This window comes from Maricaulis sp. B-26 (assembly GCF_056857855.1).
In genome coordinates this window covers 1-16,727 of record NZ_JBSXNX010000025.1, presented here as the reverse complement: position 1 = coordinate 16,727, position 16,727 = coordinate 1, and the positions used below count along the sequence as shown (strand labels likewise).

The window sequence follows — 16,727 nt, the reverse complement described above, 5'->3', positions numbered from 1 at the left end:
AGGAGCATGACATGGCCGGTCAAGACATCCGAATCCAGGGCCCGGCCGGGGAGTTCTCGGCCTATTACACGACGCCGAAATCGGGCCGCGGTCCAGGCGTCGTCGTGCTCCAGGAAGTCTTCGGCGTCAACGCTGTCGTGCGCGCCGCCTGCGAATGGCTGGCTGAGGAAGGTTTCTTCGCTGTCGCTCCGGATCTTTTCTGGCGGCTCGAACCGGATGTACAACTTACGGACAAGTCGCAAGCCGAATGGAAACGGGCCTTCGAACTCATGCAGGCCTTCGACCAGGATGCGGGGATCGAGGACATCAAGGCCTCGATCGACTGGATGCGCGGCCAAGTGGGTTGTAATGGCAAGGTCGGCGCGGTCGGCTATTGTCTGGGCGGCCGGCTTGCCTTCATGACCGCCTGTCGCACACAGAGCGATGCCAGCGTCGGATATTATGGCGTGGGTCTGGACGACCTACTCGACGAAGCTGCCAATATAAAAACGCCGGTTCTGCTGCACGTCGCCGGCAAGGACCAGTTCGTACCGCCGGAAGCCCAGGCAAAGATCCACGCCGGGCTCGACGCCCACCCGCGCGTCACCATCCACGATTATCCGGACGACGACCACGCTTTCGCCCGTCCGGAAGGTGCCCACTTCAGCGCGGACAGCGCCCGGTCAGCCAATGACCGGACGCTGGCCTTTTTCCGCAAACATCTGGCCGAAACCTAGTCCCGGGCGCTTGCCGTCTTCCAGCCCGCGCGGCCTGTCAGATGTCTGAAATAGGCTTTGACCGTATCGGGCGCATCCCCGAGCTGACCGATCAGCTTGAGCAGATAGAGCATGTACCCTACCGACACATCTGCGGCCGTAAACCGGTCAGCGGCGAGATACTCCCGCCGCTCCAGACCTGTCGATCCGAGCATATCGAGCAATTTGTCGACATCCTGCTTGGCGGATTTAGCAATGCTCTCACTCCGCGCCTTTTCAGGCAGAAGGACGGTATGAGCAAGCAGCAGGGAAACCGGCAACATCATGCCGGCTTCGCCGAAATGCAGCCATTGAAGATAGGTGCCGTAGTCGGACTCGTCCGGTTTGACGTCGAGCTCGGTCGGTCCATACCGGCCCATGACGTACTGCATAATAGCGATCGACTCGAAAATCCGCTCATCACCATCCGTCAGCGCAGGCACTTTGCGTAGCGGGTGAATTTGCGCATAGGCCTCGTCACCGGCCGGACGCTTGTCGAACTGGACGGGTATGAGCGTGTAGTCCAGCCCCATTTCCTCGAGCAGCCACCGCACACGCACCGATCGCGTGCTAGGCGCGTGATAAAGCGTCAGCGTCGTCTGTTCAGCCATGAGTATCTCCAGATCCAGATGCGGGGATCGAAGCCCGAATCAGGTCTCCCGAAAAGCCTTTCCTACCGCATGAAGACTATCCGGTATTGAAAACATGTTATTTTGGTACCAAAATAACAGAATGACCAATACTATTTCCCGAACCCAAACCGGCGTACGCATCGAGGTGAGAACCCTCAAGACTCTGAAAGCACTTGCGGAATACCTCGATCTGAGTCTGGGCGATCTCCTCGAAGGGATCGTCTGGCATGCCTTCGAGGGGAAAAAGCCGTTCGACGCGGATACGATCACCAAGATCGACCAGCTCAGGACCGTCTACGGACTTGATCTCACTGCAGCGGACAGCCACACGCTACAGGAAAAGTGAGATGACACAGATGCCTGGCCTCGACGCCTTCCTGCAGGGCCGCACCGAAGCCGCCAGCTTCGATCATGCGGCCCATATCGACATCGCCCGCATGCTGCTGGACCGATACGAGTTTCTCCAAGCCGTCCATCTTTACATGCAGGGGCTCGCTGCCATCACCCGAAAAGCCGACGTTCCTGAAAAACTGTCGCTCACGAAAACCCTGGCCTTCCTGTCCCTGATCGCTGACGGGCAAACACCGGACAGGGATGCCCTGAAAGCCTTTTACTCCAGCGACCGCCTTTCCGACCCGAAGAGCCGCACCATTTTCCTCATGCCGGACCGGATCTGTACGGAACCAGACGCCGCCGGGTGACGATGACGTCGCCGGAACGTTATCGAACCCTGTTAGACACCAGCCGAGCTGATCCCGGACAACATCGCCATGATCCTATCTTTCCGTTCAAACATCTCGAATTTCACGCTTCTCGCGAGTGTGCTGGCCATAACCGCCTGTTCCCCCGCCTTTGAAGCAGCGACGGCAATCGACCTGTCTGGCGCTGTGGAGGAACTTGCCTGCTTTCGGGAAAACGATGTGTCCATGCTCGCCGCTCATCGCGGCGGGCCAGCGCCCGGATATGCGGAAAACTCACTCTCGGGCCTCGGGCGACTGTCCGGTCTCGGCTTTCTTTACGCGGAAGTCGATATCCGCGAAGCCGCAGACGGAACGCTTTTCCTGCTTCATGACGACACGCTCGAACGCACCACGACCGGTACCGGACCTATAGCCTCGCTGACCTGGACCGATCTCAGAGAGCTTCGCCTTCTCGATCCGGACGGACGAACAACCCCCGACACCATTCCAAGCCTCGATCAGGCCGCCGCCCTGGCCCGGCAGACCGGTCTAACGCTCCATCTCGATCTGAAATCGGTCACGCCCGCACGCATAGTCAGCGACATACACCGTCTCGGCCTTCGCGATCACAGCGTGGTTATCGCCTATACGGTGGAACAGGCTGCCGCCATTCATGCCGAGGATCCCGGCATCCTGCTGTCTGTCCCGGATGAGATCGACGCCCTGGCCGCTGCCGGCGTCAATCTGGAAGCCGTTTATGTCTGGTTGGGTACGCAGCCGGTCGATCCGGCAGCCGACGATCGTCTCGAGGCGCTAGACCTGCCGACATCGGCCGGATTGTTCCGCCTGGAACACAACGGCCCCGCCATTTATGGCGAGGCCGATGATGCGGATATCGAAATCCTGTCGGTCGATCTGGTCGAAACGGCCTCACGAGCGCTGGGCGGTCCGGAAGCCCTCAACGCTCATATCGCCGCCTGCCGCGACTAGGTATTCATCGAGTCGAAGAACTCGTCATTCGTCTTGGTCTGACGCAGTTTGTCGAGCAGGAACTCGATTGCGTCCTGGGCGCCCATCGGGTTCAGGATGCGACGCAGGACATACATTTTCTGGAGCTGGGCGCGGTCGACCAGAAGTTCTTCCTTCCGGGTCCCCGATTTGAGGATATCGATCGCCGGGAAGACGCGCTTGTCGGCGACCTTCCGGTCGAGCACGATTTCCGAGTTACCCGTGCCCTTGAACTCTTCGAAGATGACCTCGTCCATACGGCTGCCCGTATCGATCAGGGCCGTGGCGATGATGGTCAGCGAGCCGCCATGCTCGATATTCCGCGCCGCACCGAAGAAGCGCTTGGGACGTTGCAGTGCGTTCGCATCGACACCACCGGTCAGCACCTTGCCCGAACTCGGTACCACGGTGTTGTAGGCACGACCGAGACGCGTGATCGAGTCCAGCAGGATGACCACGTCGCGACCGTGCTCGACAAGGCGCTTGGCCTTCTCGATCACCATCTCGGCAACCTGGACGTGACGCGTCGCCGGTTCATCGAAGGTCGAGGAAATCACCTCGCCCTTCACCGTACGCTGCATGTCGGTGACTTCTTCCGGGCGTTCATCGATCAGCAGAACCATCAGATAACAATCCGGGTGATTGCTTTCGATCGCATGCGCGATGTTCTGCAGGAGAACGGTCTTACCCGTGCGCGGCGGTGCGACGATCAGACCGCGCTGGCCCTTGCCGAGCGGGGCCACGATGTCGATTACCCGGCCGGACCGGTCCTTCACCGTCGGATCGATCGACTCCATCACGAAACGGCTCTCGGGATAGAGCGGTGTCAGATTGTCGAAATGAACCTTGTGGCGCGCGGCTTCCGGTTCCTGGAAATTGATCGTCGAGACTTTCAGCAGTGCGAAATAGCGTTCGCCATCGCGCGGGCTGCGGATTTCGCCTTCGACCGTATCGCCCGTCCGCAAACCGAATTTCCGGATCTGAGTGGGCGAAACATAGATATCGTCCGGACCCGCCAGGTAATTGGATTCCGGCGAGCGCAGGAAACCGAACCCGTCCTGAAGAACTTCGAGAACGCCACCGCCGTGAATTTCAACATCCTGCTCCGCCAGGGCCTTGAGGATGGCGAACATCATGCCCTGCTTGCGCAGTGAAGAGGCATTCTCGATCTCGAGCGCTTCGGCGAATTCGAGGAGTTCGGTCGGTTTTTTCTCCTTGAGATCCTGCAGCGTCATGCGCTGGAGGCCTTCAAGCAGAGCAGGCGTTTTGTTTTCGTCGGTCATGTTGGGTCAATCATTCAGACAAGTGAGCCGGATTCCGGACGGGAACAAGCTCGGTCTAGCAAGCCGGGTGCCGCTTTGAAGCTACAACCCGAAGAAAGAGGAATAGACGGGCGCAGCGGCGGTCCACGCGTCCAGCGTCTCGAAAGGAAGGGATCCGTACAGGAGTCATCAAAGGCTTGCCATGACCGATCCGGCCCGTCAAGCGTCTCCGCCCGTTCACCCAGTCATGCCGGGCTATTTCAGGGCGACGGTCGCGATCAACACGATGAGGATGGCCAGCGCAAAGGGGATTTCATTGTAGATCCGGTAACGGCGGTCCGGCCAGTCATTGGTATCTGTCTCGAACCGCTTGAAGCGCGCCGCATAGACATGATGGATACCCGTCATGGCCGAAATCAGTACAAATTTCGCGATCCAGGCCCAATTCAGGAAGATCGACCAGCCGCCGGCGCGTTCCGCATTGGACCAGACCAGGAGCAGGCCGAAAATCCAGGCCGCGATCATGGCCGGATTCATGATGATTTTTAGCAAACGCCGTTCCTGCAGCTTCAGCGTCCGGTCCAGTTCCCCGCCCGGCTCGGCGCCGCAGTGATAGACATAGAGCCGCGGCAGATAGAGAAGACCCGCCATCCAGGCGATCACGGACAGGATGTGAAGGGCACGAAGCCAGTCATAGGCGGCAAGGATCATCGGGACAGGGCTTTCAGGTACGACAAGGACAGGCGGTACGTTCGACCGGACATATACGCGCGCCGCAATCCGGAGCGACGCCCGCCTCCCGGGCGAGCGCAGACTTCACGATCCCGGCTAGAGATTCAATGAAAATGGGATCTTCGCCCAGAGCCGGCACCCGCACATAGGTGTCCACGCCATTTTCCTCGGCCAGCTCCGCATATTCCTCATCCAGCTCCACCAGGGTCTCGATGTGCTCCGATACGAAGGCGATCGGCGTGAGCAGGATATTACGCCCGTCCACAGCGGCCTGCTCGATGGCGGCTTCCGTAGACGGGCCTATCCATTCGAGCGGCCCGACCCGGCTCTGATAGCAAATCTGCCAGTCCGGCAGTTCAGGCAGCTGCTTGGCGACCGCCGCTGCAGTCTGTTCAACCTGCCATTGATAGGGATCGCCCGCCTCGACGATCTTCTTGGGAAGGCCGTGAGCCGAAAAAAGCAGACGCATATTCTCAGGGCGGCCAGCTTTTTCCCAGGTCTTCCGGATCAGCGCGGCATGGCTGTCCACAAAGGCCGCTTCGGTCGGATAACAGCAGATCGTTCGCGTCTCGGGACCATCGGCATCACGCCAAGCTTTCAGCGACGAGCCCGTCGTCGTCGTGGAAAACTGCGGATAGAGCGGAAGCAGCAGGGTCTCGTCGGGTCCCCAGGCTTTTACCTCCTCGGCGACGTCCTCGGTGAAGGGATGCCAATAGCGCATGGCTGGCCAGATCCGGATTTCGTCCTCCGGCAGAAGGCCGCCGAGCGCCGCCGACAAGGCGTCCGCCTGTTTGAGCGTTTCCGGCAGGAGCGGCGATCCGCCGCCCATCTTGGCGTAGTTCTCGCGCGCGGACTTGGCTCTCAGCGTCGAGATCATCAGCGCCAGTCCCTCGCGTATCAGGCCCGGAGCCTGGATAATCGCCGGGTCCCGAAACAGATTTCTCAAAAAGGGTCTGACAGCGGAAGGACCGTCAGGTCCGCCCAGATTGAACAGGACAATTGCGATCTTCCGGCTGTCTTTCGCCACCAGGCCTTCCCCGTATCAGCGTCCGTTTCGGATCCGCGCCAGTAATTGCTCCACGTGAGCGACCGGTACATCCGGCGTGATGCCGTGACCGAGATTGAAGATATGGGGCCGGCCCGACCAACTATCCAGCAGGCGATCCACTTCGCCGTCGAGCGCTGCGCCGCCCGCACGGAGTGCGGCCGGATCGAGATGCCCCTGGACCGGCATGCCTTCGGGAAGCACGGATTGGGCCCAGTCCGGATCGACCGATGTATCGAGCGCGATCGCCGTAATCCCGGTTTCGCGCGCATAGCGCGGATACAGGGTGCCGGCTCCGCGCGGAAAACCGATGATCGGTACGGTAACGCCCGCAGCGCGTACCGCATCGACGATCCGTCGCGTCGGGCGGATGATCACGCGCTCGAACAGAGGCTCGGGAAGCCCTTCCGCCCAGCTGTCGAAAAGCTTGAGAACTTCCGCCCCAGCATTGGCTTGCATGACGAGATATTCCGCGGTCGCATCGGCGATGCGGTCCATCATCCCGTCGAAGGCTTCGGGGTTCTGCCAGGCCGCGACACGCGCCGAGAACCGGTCTTTCGACCCGCCGCCTTCGATCATGTAGGTCGCAACGGTCCAGGGCGAACCAGCAAACCCGATCAGCGTCGTTTCATCGGGAAGTTCGGGCTTTACGAGACGAAGGGTTTCTCCGATCGGGGAGAGAATCTCATCCACTTTGCCCCGCTCGAGCTGTTCGAAGTTCACCGGGTCGAAGGGTTCCAGTCTGGGCCCTTCGCCTGCAACGAACCAGACCTTCCGCCCCAGAGCGATCGGGATGAGCAGAATGTCTGCGAACATGATCGCTGCATCGAAGCCGAACCGCCGGATCGGCTGAAGTGTCACTTCTGCGGCCAGATCCGGAGAGAAGCAGAAATCGATGAAATTCTTCGCCCTGGCTCGGACCTCCCGATACTCGGAAAGATAACGGCCAGCCTGGCGCATCAGCCAGACGGGAGGCGGTGTGCGCGCCTCACCGGCGAGCACCGCGAGAAGCGGTTTCTGAGCGTTTCGTGTCATGACGTCTGATTAGGCGTCTACGCTCGATCATTCAACGTGTCCTTTTCATTCCTAATCAGGATAATTGAATTGATGGATGTTTGTTGTGCCGTGGAAGCTGTGAGTGACTCCGCTTATCAGCCTTTTCCGGTTTTTTCTGTCCTCAGGAAAGGTCTCAACAACCGAGATTTGAACGACCCGGCAGAAATTCAGTTAGCAAATTTGAATCAGCAAATTACCGGGAATTCCCGATGTGAATTCAACGTTGAAAAGCCTTTGGTCAAGCGACATGCTGAAATTCTTGCCCACGCAGTTTTCAACAGGCTGTCAGGGTGTGGACAGTGTGGGTAGTTCCACGGAGTAACACCCGGTAATACCCACACGGAAAAGCAACCGGATGCGAGCCTAGGGAAAACTCGCCCAACTTGTTAACAATTCCTAAACGCGCATCGGGACCAGTGGATCCATGACCCAGTCAGCTCAATCGCCCTTCGGCACCTGCTTTCATATCCACATGGTGTCGGATTCGACCGGCGAGACCCTGATGGAAGTCATGCGGGCCTCTGTCGCCCAGTTCGAGGGAACCAGCCCGCTCGAACACCTTTATGCCCTGGTGCGCTCGTCCCGCCAGCTCGACCGCGTTCTTGACGAGGTTGCCGCCTATCCCGGCGTCGTCATGTACACGATCGTCAATACGGAACTGCGGCGCGAGCTCGAAACACGCTGTGCTGAACTTGGCGTACCCGCGATCGCCATTCTCGATCCCATGTTGGCCACGCTCAGTTCCTATCTCGGGCGACCGGCGGCGAGCCGGGCCGGTGCTCAGCGTTCCCTCGACGCAGAATATTATCACCGCATCGACGCGATGAATTACGCCATGACGCATGATGACGGCCAGGGCGAGGACTTCGAAGGCGCCGATATTGTACTGCTTGGCGTCAGCCGGACATCCAAGACACCGACCAGCATCTATCTCGCCCATCGCGGTTTCAGGGCCGCGAATATCCCGCTGGTCAAGGATGTGCCCCTGCCGGAGGCGATCTTCAATCTGAAAAAGCCTCTGGTAGTCGGTCTGACCGCATCGCCGGAGCGGATCGTCCAGATCCGGCGAAATCGCCTTCTCAGTCTGCATGAAGAGCGGGACACCGACTATATCGACGATTTTGCGGTACGTGAGGAAATCGTCTACGCCAAGCGGCTTTATGCCAAACATAAATGGCCGACCATCGACGTGACGCGGCGTTCGATCGAGGAGACGGCCGCCAAGATTATCAACCTGCTGAACGAAAAGCGTAATACTGACCAATGACCCGATTTGTCCTGGCCTCTGGCAGTCAGATCCGGCGCCTCGTTCTGGAAGGCGCCGGCGTTCCCTTCGATGTAATCCGGCCGGATGTGGACGAGGCCGCGATCAAGGCCGAACGAAGCGAATTGTCTCCTTCGGATATGGCGCTTTGCCTGGGGCAGGAAAAAGCCCTCGATGTTTCGCGTCGGGTGCCGGATGCGCTTGTCCTCGGCGCCGACCAGACCATGGAGCTGGAGGGCCAGTTGCTGGACAAGCTGCCGCGAGCCGATCTTGCTCGCGAACGCCTTACGGCAATGCGTGGACGTCCTCACCACTTGCACGCCGGACTGGCTCTGGCTCAGGGCGGTGAAACGGTCTGGACGCACCGGGCCAGCTCGGCAATCCATGTGCGCGATTTTTCCGATGAATTCCTGGACGACTATATTGCGCGTGCCGGTGATGCGCTGACCGCCAGCGTCGGAGCCTATGCCTATGAAGGCCTGGGCGCTCAGCTTTTCGAACGCGTGGACGGCGATTATTACGCCATTCTCGGTCTGCCTCTCCTGCCGGTTCTGGCGGAGTTGAGATCGCGCGGCGTTATCGCGTCATGAGGATTACGGGCCAGACGCGGCTGGCGGGCGTGACCGGTGACCCGGTCGCCCACTCGCTGTCTCCCCTCATGATGTCGCACTGGATCGCGGCATCCGGCCTCGATGCTGCCTATCTGCCCTTCCCGGTCGCCCCGACCGATTTTTCCGATTTCGTTCGCGGTTTGGCGAAAAGCCCTAGTGTATCCGGGCTCAATGTGACATTGCCACACAAGGAAGCGGCGCTGGCTCTCGCGGACAAGGCAACTCCGGCCGCACTGGCGATCGGCGCAGCGAACCTCCTGACATTCCGAGGTGGTGAAATCCACGCCGACAACACGGATGCGGATGGTTTTCTGGCCGCCCTCGAGCCCGCCGAACCCGACTATGGAAACGCGATAGCGCTTGTCCTGGGCGCGGGTGGCGCAGCGCGGGCGCTGGTACACGCCCTGCTGACATCCGGTTGTGCGACGATCTTGCTGTCCAACCGCACGCGCAGCCGAGCCGATGCGATCGCGGACGAAATCGCCCCCGAAGCCGAAATCATCGACTGGCAGGACCGCGACGAGGCGTTGGCCCGGGCGGACCTGGTCGTCAATGCAACCTCGCTGGGCCTGAAAGGCGGGTCCGAGCTCGAGCTGGATTGGTCTGCCGCGCGCAAGGGAGCGATCGCGTTCGACAGTGTTTACGTCCCGCTTCGCACCGGTTTTCTGCGTGGAGCGGAGGAGGCGGGCCTGCAAGCCATTGACGGTCTCGACATGCTCATCGGTCAGGCCCGGCCGAGTTTTGCGGCCTTCTTCGGATGCGACGCGCCACACGATCCCCCCGTGCGCCCGGTTCTGCTGGATGCGTTGGGGGGCAGGTCATGAAAATCGTCGGCCTCACCGGTTCCATCGGCATGGGAAAATCGGCGACAGCGGACCTGTTCCGGGAAGCGGGGATTCCGGTTTTCGACTCCGATGCCTGCGTGCATGCGCTTTATGCGCCGGGAGGCGGGGCGGTCGACGCCGTCGGCGCCGCATTTCCGGGTGTGGTGCATGAAGGCGGCATCGATCGCGATCGCCTCAGTGCCGCGCTGAAGGAAGATCCGGCCGGGTTCGAGCGCCTGGAGGCGATCGTCCATCCGCTCGTTGCCGAAGCCCGGCACGGATTCCTCGAAACGGCCCGAGCCTCCGGAAAGCCCTTCGCCATTCTGGACATTCCGCTCCTCTTCGAGACCGGCGGGCATGATGCGGTCGATGCCGTAATCGTGGTTCACGCTCCGCACGATGTACGCCGCGCGCGCGTCCTCAAACGCCCGGGCATGACCGAGGACAAGCTGGATGCGATCATCGCTCGCCAGCTTGACGATCATCTGAAGATCGCCCGGGCCGATTACACGATCGAGACGTCCGGGGGACTTGAGGATGCTCGCAAACAGGTCGAGAAAATCATCGAAGCGCTGACGGGTTCGGCGCAGCGGAGCGAAAGCTGATGTCCGGGGCGAGATAATGCGCGAAATCGTCTTCGATACGGAAACGACCGGCCTCGATCCCAATACGGGCGATCGGGTGACCGAACTCGGCTGCGTCGAGGTGATCGACTGCATCCCGACGGGCAAGACCTTCCATGCCTACGTCAATCCGCAGCGCCCCATTCCCAAGGAAGTGGTCGAAATCACGGGCCTGACCACGGAGTTCCTGGCGGACAAGCCGCTTTTCGAGGAAATCGCCGACGACTTCATCAGCTTCGTGGGCGATTCCGTGATGGTCGCCCACAATGCGCCCTTCGACCGGGGCTTCATCAATATGGAGATGGCCCGGCTGGGTCATCCGATCTATCCGGAAGACCGGTTCAAGGACACGGCGCGTATCGCCCGTGCGAAATTTCCCGGGTCCTACGTGTCGCTCGACGCGCTCTGCAAGCGCTTCGACATTTCCCTCGAGACACGGGACAAGCACGGGGCGCTGATTGACGCCTATCTGCTTGCCGAGGTCTATCTGGAGCTGACGGGCGGACGTACCCACAAGCTCGACCTGTCTGGTCAAGGCGAGACTGTCGGCGGCAAGGTCGAGTTTCCCGCGCGACCGCCGCGTCCGCAGGTTCTGAGCGGACGCCAGACGGACGAAGAGCGCGCCGCCCATGCCGCCTTTATCGACGAAATGGGCGAAGACGCGCTCTGGAAGAAGCTTGAAAGCTACTGGGCCGAAGCCGAAAAGGCCTGACCCCTGTCGTCCTAGTTGGCTGCGGCGGGATCGCCATTGCCGTTGGTTTCCGAACCGGTTGCCGCAGCGGCGCGCTTGGCCATCTGCTGGCGGTAGAGGTTCGCGAAATCGACCGGGTCGACCATGAGCGGCGGGAAATTGCCGTCGCGGGTCGCATCAGCGAGGACGCGGCGGGCATACGGGAAAAGAAGGCGCGGACACTCGATCAGCAGGAAGGGCTCGCGATCCTTCTCGCTGACGCCGGCCAGCTGGAACAGACCGCCATAGGTCAGCTCGGCGATGAAGACGATGTTTTCGTCATCGCGTGCCGCTTTGGCATTGATGGTGAGGATCACTTCATAGGTGTCCTCGCCCATCGTGCGGGCCTGAACATCGATCGACAGATCGATGCCCGGAGCCGGCTGTCCCGGACGCAGTGTGTCGGGCGCGCCCGGATTCTCGAAAGACAGATCTTTGACGTATTGAGCGAGAACGCGCAGGGCAGGCTGCTGCGGGGTCGCGGAATCGGCGGGCGTGGACGGTGCGTCGGTCATGAATTTCCCCGGGATGGGTGATCTCTAAAACAAACAGCCTGGAAAGGCTCGAAACTGTGAAGCGCGCCCGTTAACACGCACGGTGCGGCCCGGCAAGCTTGCAGGACCACAGTGCAGAGGCTGACGTGGCCGCCAATAGGGCCTATATCTAGATCAAACGGCGACAATCCCGTTTCAATGGCGGAGCGAGATGTTCGAACTTCTCACCACAGTCCTATTCGGCGCCATCGCGATTTTCTTCGCGGTGCGCCTGTTCAACGCGCTGGGACGCAGCGAGGGCCATATGGAGGCGCCCGCTTCCAGCGATCTCAAGGAACAGCTGGCCGGCGATGCGCCGGGAGCCCATCTGCGTCCGGCTTTTGAAGGGCCCGCCGCGGCCGGTCTGGAGGCGATCGCACGGGTCGACACCACATTTGCGCCAGAACAATTCCTCGACGGGGCCCGCAAGGCCTATGCGATGATCGTCGACGGGTTCGCGAGCGGCAATAAGGACGCCTTGTCCAGCCTTCTTGGAGACAGGGTCTACGCCCGTTACGCCAAGGCGATCGACGAGCGCGAGGCTCGCGGCGAGACGACGCGCACCGAAATCGAGCGTATCAAGAAGGCTGAAATCGCCGACGCTGCACTGGAGGACGAGACCGCTCGCGTCACCGTCCATTTCATAGCGGAGATCGCGACCGAGACGACGGATGCGGACGGCAAGGTAACCGCCGGTGATTTCGGCCGCCTGGCGACGGTCAGCGAGAACTGGGTCTTCGAGCGCCGCACCGATACCGACAATCCGAACTGGGTCCTGACCCGTGTGGCGACGGCTTAGCCTGGCGCTCGTTTTCGGGGCCGGGCTGACGCTGGCCGGATGCCAGAAGCCCGGCGAGGCTCCGGAAGAGCCTCCGACTGAACCGGAGACGCCGGTTTCTGTCCCCGATACGCTGGATTTCCTGCCCACCGAGTGGGCAGCGATGGAAGGCTGGGCCGATGCCGACCCCCGCGACGCGCTTGCCGCCTTCCGGCGTAGCTGTGCCCGGCTCGACAGCCGCGGTGATGACGAATTCCTCAATCCGCAGGCCGCCTGGGCTGGCCGGGTCGGTGAATGGCGGGCGGCGTGCACGGCCGCCGCGATGACCGATCTGCAGGCCGAACCCGATGTGCTGCGAGCCAGCTTCGAGGCTGTCTTCTCGCCGGTCCGCGCCCTGGCGGTCGATCCGGACACGGGCGAGAGCCAGGTGAGCGGCCTGCTGACCGGGTATTACGAACCCTTCGTCGAGGTGCGGGAAACCCCGGGTGACGGCTTCACCCAACCCCTGCGCCGGCGTCCGGACGATCTCGTCACGGTCGATCTCGGCCTGTTCGAGGACGATCTTGCCGGCCGGCGTATCGTCGGCGAGGTGCGGGACGGGCGGCTCGTGCACTACAAGGACCGCGCCGCGATCGAGGCGGCCGATGCGGGCGAGGTCTTTGCCTGGGGCCGGCCGATCGACGTCTTCTTCCTGCAGATCCAGGGCTCCGGCCGGCTCGTCTTTCCCGATGGCAGCCAGGAGCGCGCTGCCTTTGCGGCCCATAACGGACAACCCTATCATTCCATCGGCCGCGAACTGATCCGCCGTGGCGAGCTTGAGCCGCATGCCGCGTCGAAGGCCGGTATCGAGCGCTGGCTCAACGAAAACGGACCCGAGGCAACGGCTGAGCTTTTCTCGGTCAATCCGCGCTACGTATTTTTTGCCAGCGAAAGCCTGACCGACCCTTCGCTGGGGCCGCGGGGCTCGTCCGGCGTGGCGCTTACGCCGATGGCGTCGATCGCCATCGATACCCGGCAGCATGCCCATGGCGTGCCGGTCTGGCTGGAGGCCGACCTGCCCGACCTGGCGGGCTGGTACGGTCTGGTCATTGCCCAGGATTCCGGTGGCGCGATCAACGGGCCACTGCGCGGGGACTTTTTCTGGGGGTGGGGCGAAACGGCCGAGCGCCGCGCCGGGACGACGCGGGCCCAGGCGGAATGGACCCTGTTGCTTCCGCACACCGTGGTGGCGCGTCTCTTCGCCGATACCCAGCCGGCCTGATCCGGTGAAGGGCAAGCGGACCATCCGGCCGGAGGAAAAGGCGCTCTGGCGAAAAGTTGCCCGTTCGGTGACACCGCTGTCAGAGGACCGCCGACGTGCCCTGGAGGCCGACGATCCGTCATCTCCCGCCGAGACGGAGCCGCCGGCATCAGGCAAGGCGAAGCTGAAATCCTCTTCCGCACCCGTGCGCCCCTCCAGGCCGCACGGCGTGAAGCCACCGCACCATCATCACATTCCGACGCCTCACGATCGCAGCGCCGAGAAACGCGTCCGGCGCGGGCGGGTCGAGATCGATGCCCGGATCGACCTGCACGGCCTGACCCAGGACCAGGCGCTCTCCTCGCTCCGCCACTTCCTGTCGATGGCGCATGCCTCGGGCTACCGGACGGTTCTGGTCATTACCGGCAAGGGCCTGAAGGCCCGCGAACGCGAGGCTCAGCCCTGGGAATATCCCGATGAGCCCGGCGTGCTGCGCCGCAAGCTGGGCGAATGGCTGGGCATGCCGGAATTCAAGCCGCTGGTGTCGGGATATGCGGCGGCCCATGCCCGGCATGGCGGGAGCGGGGCGTTCTATGTGACGCTGCGGGTGAGGCCGAAGACCTGACGGGCCGGGTGCCGGCCCGAAACCCGGTCAGAGAATGAACTTCGACAGATCCGCATTCTTCGCAAGCTCGCCGACATGTTCGGCGACATAGGCCTCGTCGATGGTGACGGTTTCGCCGGAGCGGTCCGAGGCCGTGTAGGAAATCTCCTCCACCAGCTTTTCCATCACCGTCTGCAGGCGGCGGGCGCCGATATTCTCCACCGTCGAATTGACGTCGGCCGCCAGCTTGGCGAGTGAGTCGACCGCATCGTCCGTAAAGGTCAGAGTGACGCCTTCCGTGGCCATGAGCTCGGTGTACTGGCGGATCAGATTGGCTTCCGGCTCGGTCAGGATTCGCTTGAAATCCGCTTCGGTCAGAGCCGAGAGCTCGACGCGGATCGGCAGGCGGCCCTGGAGCTCCGGCAGCATGTCCGAGGGTTTGGCCACGTGGAAGGCACCCGAAGCGATAAAGAGAATATGGTCGGTCTTCACCGCGCCATGCTTGGTGGCGACGGTCGTGCCTTCGATCAGCGGCAACAGGTCGCGCTGGACGCCTTCGCGACTGACATCGGCGCCGCGCGCATCGGAGCGGGCGGCGATCTTGTCGATCTCGTCGAGGAAAACGATGCCCTCATTCTCGGCCAGCTTGATCGCGTCCTGCGTGATCTGCGCATCGTCGAGCAGCTTGTCGGCTTCTTCGGTGATCAGCGGCTCATAGGCGTCCTTCACCTTCATGCGGACGGTCTTGGTCTTTTGTCCGAAGCCCTTGCCGAAGATATCGCCGAGATTGATCACACCCGCGCCGCCCGAAGGCATGCCGGGAATATCCAGCATCTGCATGGGCGAGCCGGTCTCTGCCATCTGGATCTCGACATCCTTGTCGTCCAGCTCGCCGGCGCGCAGGCGTTTGCGGAAACTGTCCCGCGTGGCCTCGCTGGCACCCGGTCCGACCAGGGCTTCGAGCACCCGGTTCTCGGCTTCGGCGTGGGCCTTGGCTTTCACGTCCTCGCGCTTTTTCTCACGCACGATATTGATGGCGACTTCCACCAGGTCGCGGGCGATCTGGTCGACATCGCGGCCGACATAACCGACCTCGGTGAATTTCGTCGCCTCGATCTTGATGAAGGGCGCGCCCGCCAGCTTGGCCAGGCGGCGCGATATCTCGGTCTTGCCGACGCCGGTCGGTCCGATCATGAGGATATTTTTCGGCGTGACCTCATCGGCGAGCGCATCGTCCAGCTGACGCCGGCGCCAGCGATTGCGCAGGGCGATGGCGACCGCCTTCTTGGCGTCGGATTGCCCGACGATGAAGCGGTCGAGCTCGGAGACGGTTTCGCGCGGAGAGAAGTCTGTCATGGGAATTGTCGGGCCGGATTGATTGCAACGGGCCATGATGTAAGCAGGGTGAGGGGGCAAGACCAGCCCCGGACCCGTCATTGTTTCAGTCCCAGCCCGAAGAGCAGAGACATTCGCCATGGCCCGACCCCGTTTTCACCTCGCCTTTCCCGTCGACGATCTGGCTGCGGCGCGCCGTTTCTACGGCGATCTGATCGGCTGCGCCGAAGGCCGATCCACCGAGAACTGGGTCGATTTCGATTTCCATGAGCACCAGATCGTCGCCCATCTAGCGCCGCAGGAGTGCCAGGCCGTGAAGGCCGGTGCGGTCGACGGAAAGCAGGTCCCCGTCCGCCATTTCGGCCTACTGCTGGACTGGTCCGACTGGGAAGCCCTGGCCGAACGCCTCAAGGCGGCCGGCACCGAATTCATCATCGAGCCCTATGTGCGCTTCGAGGGACAGCCGGGCGAGCAGGGCACCTTCTTCGTCCGCGACCCGGCCGGCAATGCGCTGGAATTCAAAACCTTCCGGGACGAGGCTCAGATCTTCGCGAGGTAGACGTCTCTTTCGTCTTCCCCCGCTCGCGGGGGAAGTGGGCCGATGCGCAGCATCGGGTCGAAGGGGGAACTCTGTTCGATCTCACGGCAGTCCGCTTTGCGGACGCCTCCGATAGGGCGGGCTGACCGCCTGGCGCGCGGTCGCGGTTCGGCGCCTCGTCCTGGACCATCCCCCTCCGCCCCTGCGGGGCACCTCCCCCGGAGGGGGAGGACGAAATGCGTCTGGCGCCACGACCTTGCGGCCTGGCGGTATGAGGGGTGCAGGATGCCGGCTGATGCCGGTGGGTATGTGTAAGTGTGAGTGACATCAGGGACATCCTGCACACGGAGATTTACTGGAGCCCTCACGGGCTCCCTCTCGAAACCGGTCTGGACAGACAGTCAGCGCTTTTGCTGCCTCTCCTTACCGATGGCCACCACCGGGCCCTGCTTTGGTCAGTCAGCAGGGACGGGCAGGCTCCGTACTCCCCACACCCCC

The 16,727-nt window shown here is 62.0% G+C and carries 20 protein-coding genes; 13 read left to right on the top strand and 7 right to left on the bottom strand.

Translation table 11 applies throughout. From position 1 onward, the window contains the following. The first annotated feature begins 11 nt into the window (after window positions 1-11). A complete protein-coding gene (locus AC13HB_RS11480; RefSeq protein ID WP_482949899.1) occupies window positions 12-716 on the top strand; it encodes a dienelactone hydrolase family protein in 705 nt (234 codons plus the stop codon). Here AC13HB_RS11480 and AC13HB_RS11475 read toward each other — a convergent pair. Beyond that, window positions 713-1,345, bottom strand: coding sequence for a glutathione S-transferase family protein (locus AC13HB_RS11475; RefSeq protein WP_482949898.1), 633 nt, complete (start codon window positions 1,343-1,345; stop codon window positions 713-715). The two genes, AC13HB_RS11480 and AC13HB_RS11475, sit on opposite strands and share 4 nt — an antisense overlap. Window positions 1,346-1,466: 121 nt before the next feature. Between AC13HB_RS11475 and AC13HB_RS11470 the strand changes: the two genes are divergently transcribed. The 3 genes from AC13HB_RS11470 (at window position 1,467) to AC13HB_RS11460 (ending at window position 3,036) form a co-directional block, all read left to right on the top strand. Next, window positions 1,467-1,712 carry a hypothetical protein gene (locus AC13HB_RS11470; RefSeq protein ID WP_482949897.1) on the top strand — a complete coding sequence of 82 codons (246 nt, stop codon included), beginning with the start codon at window positions 1,467-1,469 and terminating at the stop codon, window positions 1,710-1,712. A gap of 1 nt (window position 1,713) precedes the next feature. Continuing rightward, window positions 1,714-2,067: a hypothetical protein gene (locus AC13HB_RS11465; RefSeq protein ID WP_482949896.1), complete on the top strand. Its 354-nt coding sequence runs from the start codon at window positions 1,714-1,716 to the stop codon at window positions 2,065-2,067. Between the two features lie 69 nt (window positions 2,068-2,136). Further along, entirely contained in the window at window positions 2,137-3,036 is a 900-nt protein-coding gene (locus AC13HB_RS11460; RefSeq protein WP_482949895.1) for a glycerophosphodiester phosphodiesterase family protein, read from the top strand. On the opposite strand, the gene rho is transcribed toward AC13HB_RS11460, so the two are convergent. The 4 genes from rho to hemE all read right to left on the bottom strand — a co-directional run bounded on the left by rho (window position 3,033) and on the right by hemE (window position 7,128). Further along, a complete protein-coding gene (gene rho, locus AC13HB_RS11455; protein ID WP_482949894.1) occupies window positions 3,033-4,337 on the bottom strand; it encodes a transcription termination factor Rho in 1,305 nt (434 codons plus the stop codon). The genes AC13HB_RS11460 and rho overlap by 4 nt on opposite strands. 234 nt (window positions 4,338-4,571) lie before the next feature. Beyond that, on the bottom strand, window positions 4,572-5,027 hold the full coding sequence (locus AC13HB_RS11450) for a CopD family protein (protein ID WP_482949893.1): 456 nt from the start codon (window positions 5,025-5,027) through the stop codon (window positions 4,572-4,574). 13 nt (window positions 5,028-5,040) lie between these two features. Continuing rightward, a complete protein-coding gene (gene hemH / locus AC13HB_RS11445; protein ID WP_482949892.1) occupies window positions 5,041-6,075 on the bottom strand; it encodes a ferrochelatase in 1,035 nt (344 codons plus the stop codon). A 15-nt stretch (window positions 6,076-6,090) separates the two neighbouring features. Then, the gene (gene hemE, locus AC13HB_RS11440) at window positions 6,091-7,128 is read right to left on the bottom strand and encodes a uroporphyrinogen decarboxylase (protein ID WP_482949891.1); all 1,038 of its coding nucleotides are present in this window, start codon (window positions 7,126-7,128) and stop codon (window positions 6,091-6,093) included. Between the two features lie 445 nt (window positions 7,129-7,573). Here hemE and AC13HB_RS11435 point away from each other — a divergent pair, with 445 nt between their 5' ends. Genes AC13HB_RS11435 through dnaQ form a run of 5 tightly spaced genes read left to right on the top strand, consistent with a single transcriptional unit; the run spans window position 7,574 to window position 11,183 of the window. Then, the gene (locus tag AC13HB_RS11435; protein WP_482949890.1) at window positions 7,574-8,416 is read left to right on the top strand and encodes a pyruvate, water dikinase regulatory protein; all 843 of its coding nucleotides are present in this window, start codon (window positions 7,574-7,576) and stop codon (window positions 8,414-8,416) included. Beyond that, window positions 8,413-9,003 carry a Maf family protein gene (locus AC13HB_RS11430; protein WP_482949889.1) on the top strand — a complete coding sequence of 197 codons (591 nt, stop codon included), beginning with the start codon at window positions 8,413-8,415 and terminating at the stop codon, window positions 9,001-9,003. The genes AC13HB_RS11435 and AC13HB_RS11430 overlap by 4 nt, the downstream gene beginning before the upstream one ends. Further along, window positions 9,000-9,848: a shikimate dehydrogenase gene (aroE, locus tag AC13HB_RS11425; protein WP_482949888.1), complete on the top strand. Its 849-nt coding sequence runs from the start codon at window positions 9,000-9,002 to the stop codon at window positions 9,846-9,848. Before AC13HB_RS11430 ends, aroE begins: the two co-directional genes overlap by 4 nt. Then, window positions 9,845-10,453, top strand: coding sequence for a dephospho-CoA kinase (gene coaE / locus AC13HB_RS11420; protein ID WP_482949887.1), 609 nt, complete (start codon window positions 9,845-9,847; stop codon window positions 10,451-10,453). The genes aroE and coaE overlap by 4 nt, the downstream gene beginning before the upstream one ends. A gap of 16 nt (window positions 10,454-10,469) precedes the next feature. Next, complete coding sequence (dnaQ, locus tag AC13HB_RS11415; protein WP_482949886.1) at window positions 10,470-11,183, top strand: DNA polymerase III subunit epsilon; 714 nt, start codon at window positions 10,470-10,472, stop codon at window positions 11,181-11,183. Between the two features lie 11 nt (window positions 11,184-11,194). Here the strand turns inward: dnaQ and secB are convergent, their stop codons facing one another. Continuing rightward, window positions 11,195-11,716, bottom strand: coding sequence for a protein-export chaperone SecB (gene secB / locus AC13HB_RS11410; RefSeq protein ID WP_482949885.1), 522 nt, complete (start codon window positions 11,714-11,716; stop codon window positions 11,195-11,197). Between the two features lie 190 nt (window positions 11,717-11,906). Between secB and AC13HB_RS11405 the strand changes: the two genes are divergently transcribed. From AC13HB_RS11405 to AC13HB_RS11395, 3 genes are all read left to right on the top strand, one after another. After that, window positions 11,907-12,533, top strand: coding sequence for a Tim44/TimA family putative adaptor protein (locus AC13HB_RS11405; RefSeq protein ID WP_482949884.1), 627 nt, complete (start codon window positions 11,907-11,909; stop codon window positions 12,531-12,533). Next, window positions 12,517-13,773, top strand: a complete 1,257-nt coding sequence (gene mltA / locus AC13HB_RS11400) for a murein transglycosylase A (protein WP_482949883.1) — start codon at window positions 12,517-12,519, stop codon at window positions 13,771-13,773. The genes AC13HB_RS11405 and mltA overlap by 17 nt, the downstream gene beginning before the upstream one ends. 67 nt (window positions 13,774-13,840) lie before the next feature. After that, entirely contained in the window at window positions 13,841-14,377 is a 537-nt protein-coding gene (locus AC13HB_RS11395; RefSeq protein WP_482949882.1) for a Smr/MutS family protein, read from the top strand. A 27-nt stretch (window positions 14,378-14,404) separates the two neighbouring features. Here AC13HB_RS11395 and hslU read toward each other — a convergent pair whose 3' ends face one another. Next, the gene (gene hslU / locus AC13HB_RS11390; RefSeq protein ID WP_482949881.1) at window positions 14,405-15,712 is read right to left on the bottom strand and encodes an ATP-dependent protease ATPase subunit HslU; all 1,308 of its coding nucleotides are present in this window, start codon (window positions 15,710-15,712) and stop codon (window positions 14,405-14,407) included. 118 nt (window positions 15,713-15,830) lie between these two features. Between hslU and AC13HB_RS11385 the strand changes: the two genes are divergently transcribed. Further along, on the top strand, window positions 15,831-16,250 hold the full coding sequence (locus AC13HB_RS11385; protein ID WP_482949880.1) for a VOC family protein: 420 nt from the start codon (window positions 15,831-15,833) through the stop codon (window positions 16,248-16,250). Window positions 16,251-16,727: the final 477 nt, after the last annotated feature.

What these genes read in the sequence shown, in the direction of transcription:
- AC13HB_RS11405 (WP_482949884.1), top strand. Translation starts at nt 11,907, where the DNA reads ATGTTCGAACTTCTCACCACAGTCCTATTCGGCGCCATCGCGATTTTC.
- dnaQ (WP_482949886.1), top strand. Translation starts at nt 10,470, where the DNA reads ATGCGCGAAATCGTCTTCGATACGGAAACGACCGGCCTCGATCCCAAT.
- AC13HB_RS11450 (WP_482949893.1), bottom strand. Translation starts at nt 5,027, where the DNA reads ATGATCCTTGCCGCCTATGACTGGCTTCGTGCCCTTCACATCCTGTCC.
- AC13HB_RS11470 (WP_482949897.1), top strand. Translation starts at nt 1,467, where the DNA reads ATGACCAATACTATTTCCCGAACCCAAACCGGCGTACGCATCGAGGTG.
- AC13HB_RS11480 (WP_482949899.1), top strand. Translation starts at nt 12, where the DNA reads ATGGCCGGTCAAGACATCCGAATCCAGGGCCCGGCCGGGGAGTTCTCG.
- hemE (WP_482949891.1), bottom strand. Translation starts at nt 7,128, where the DNA reads ATGACACGAAACGCTCAGAAACCGCTTCTCGCGGTGCTCGCCGGTGAG.
- AC13HB_RS11430 (WP_482949889.1), top strand. Translation starts at nt 8,413, where the DNA reads ATGACCCGATTTGTCCTGGCCTCTGGCAGTCAGATCCGGCGCCTCGTT.
- secB (WP_482949885.1), bottom strand. Translation starts at nt 11,716, where the DNA reads ATGACCGACGCACCGTCCACGCCCGCCGATTCCGCGACCCCGCAGCAG.
- AC13HB_RS11465 (WP_482949896.1), top strand. Translation starts at nt 1,714, where the DNA reads ATGACACAGATGCCTGGCCTCGACGCCTTCCTGCAGGGCCGCACCGAA.
- hslU (WP_482949881.1), bottom strand. Translation starts at nt 15,712, where the DNA reads ATGACAGACTTCTCTCCGCGCGAAACCGTCTCCGAGCTCGACCGCTTC.
- AC13HB_RS11475 (WP_482949898.1), bottom strand. Translation starts at nt 1,345, where the DNA reads ATGGCTGAACAGACGACGCTGACGCTTTATCACGCGCCTAGCACGCGA.
- AC13HB_RS11435 (WP_482949890.1), top strand. Translation starts at nt 7,574, where the DNA reads ATGACCCAGTCAGCTCAATCGCCCTTCGGCACCTGCTTTCATATCCAC.
- aroE (WP_482949888.1), top strand. Translation starts at nt 9,000, where the DNA reads ATGAGGATTACGGGCCAGACGCGGCTGGCGGGCGTGACCGGTGACCCG.
- AC13HB_RS11460 (WP_482949895.1), top strand. Translation starts at nt 2,137, where the DNA reads ATGATCCTATCTTTCCGTTCAAACATCTCGAATTTCACGCTTCTCGCG.
- rho (WP_482949894.1), bottom strand. Translation starts at nt 4,337, where the DNA reads ATGACCGACGAAAACAAAACGCCTGCTCTGCTTGAAGGCCTCCAGCGC.
- coaE (WP_482949887.1), top strand. Translation starts at nt 9,845, where the DNA reads ATGAAAATCGTCGGCCTCACCGGTTCCATCGGCATGGGAAAATCGGCG.
- AC13HB_RS11385 (WP_482949880.1), top strand. Translation starts at nt 15,831, where the DNA reads ATGGCCCGACCCCGTTTTCACCTCGCCTTTCCCGTCGACGATCTGGCT.